At 42.2% G+C, this 1,459-nt stretch carries 2 protein-coding genes and 1 pseudogene; all 3 read right to left on the bottom strand.

Annotated elements, in window-relative coordinates:
• Positions 1-89: 89 nt before the first annotated feature.
• The gene (locus tag AB4653_RS26435; protein ID WP_009848529.1) at positions 90-602 is read right to left on the bottom strand and encodes a DUF2802 domain-containing protein; all 513 of its coding nucleotides are present in this window, start codon (positions 600-602) and stop codon (positions 90-92) included.
• The gene (locus AB4653_RS26430; protein WP_009848530.1) at positions 602-1,096 is read right to left on the bottom strand and encodes a chemotaxis protein CheW; all 495 of its coding nucleotides are present in this window, start codon (positions 1,094-1,096) and stop codon (positions 602-604) included. Before AB4653_RS26430 ends, AB4653_RS26435 begins: the two co-directional genes overlap by 1 nt.
• 70 nt (positions 1,097-1,166) lie before the next feature.
• Positions 1,167-1,459 (bottom strand): annotated as a pseudogene (locus AB4653_RS26425) (chemotaxis protein CheW); the annotation flags it as partial.

The raw sequence follows: 1,459 nt of genomic DNA, 5'->3' as shown, positions 1-1,459 counted from the left end.
TATAACAGGCACAAAAAAAGAAGCCGAAGCTTCTTTTAAGAGGTGTGCGTGATGAACATCAATTGCTCATTACGCAGTAAGCGCTAAATTTAACGACGTCGAGTCGGGTCTCTGCGATCACGAGAGGATGCAGGTTGTTCATCATACGATGAAGGATTACTTCTTAACGAAGGGATTTTTTCCTTACCTGCGAGCTTATTCTGCAGAGACATCATCAGCTCAGCTTCTGCCTTAGGTAATTCACACTCTTCGATCAGTTCGTTTATCCCAGCCCCAAGCTGAACCATTTTAGTTGCACGTGTATACAAACGCCCATCGGTGTCCGCATGTTCCAACTCAACAATACGTTCATTCAAGTGTTTTATCAGATCTTGCTGTTCCGTCACTTTCTGACCAAGGCCAACCACAACAGAGCGAACTTCAAGTAATTGCTTACTCGATTTTTGAAGCTCTTTATCCAAGTTACGAACTTGCAGGCGTGACGTATCGATCTGCTTTTGAATTGCACTTTTTACTTTGCTAATCAAAATCACGATGAATAACGTAAAAACCCCAACTCCGACTATCAGAGCAATAGGGTTTAAAGGAAGCGCTTCAAACATTACAGGTGAGCCATCTCATCCCATTCGTCTTCACTTAACAGCTTGTTCAGATCGACTAAGATAAGAAGCTTGCCATCACGGTTACTAACACCTTGGATGAACTTAGCACTTTCATCAGTACCAACACTTGGTGTCGTGTCGATTTCAGAAGAACGCAGGTAAACAACTTCAGCAACGCTATCTACTAAAATGCCAATAACTTGACGCTCAGACTCAATAACAATAATGCGTGTGTTATCAGTGATTTCACCTTGCATCAAACCAAAACGAGAACGAGTGTCAATAACAGTAACAACGTTACCACGCAGGTTGATAATACCTAAAACGTAGTCTGGAGCACCCGGTACTGGAGCAATCTCGCTGTAACGCAATACTTCACGTACTTGCATTACATTGATGCCGTAAGTTTCTTCTTCTAGTTGAAATGTCACCCATTGAAGTACTTCATCATTTGTTTGATCTTTTCTTACTTCAACTTCACTCATATGAGACATAGATAATCCTCTTGCCGTCGTTACCGACCACTGTTGTTAACTTGATGCTTATATTGTACCAATCGTAGTACTAGCCCAATGCTTTTACGTCTAGCCCTGCATTTAGCATGGCGGTTAATGCTTCAACATGGATCAAAGCACACATTTTTTCTTTTACCATACCAGCGAGCCATGGCCGTTTCCCTGCCGTTTCTCGCCAGCGTACTTTATCTGTATTAAGCAGCTCGGTACCTTTAAGCTCTGTGCTCGCAAGCCCCCACAAGCTTTCGCCAAGCATGACTATATATTGATAATTTTCTTTATAATCATCACATAATAGCTTTTCAGGCATCACCCATTTGGCGGTATCAACCACGTCTAGCT

The organism is Vibrio sp. 10N.222.48.A3, from assembly GCF_041475345.1.
In the GTDB taxonomy this organism is placed as follows: Bacteria; Pseudomonadota; Gammaproteobacteria; order Enterobacterales; family Vibrionaceae; genus Vibrio; species Vibrio tasmaniensis_A.
This window is presented reverse-complemented; position numbering and strand designations above follow the sequence as displayed.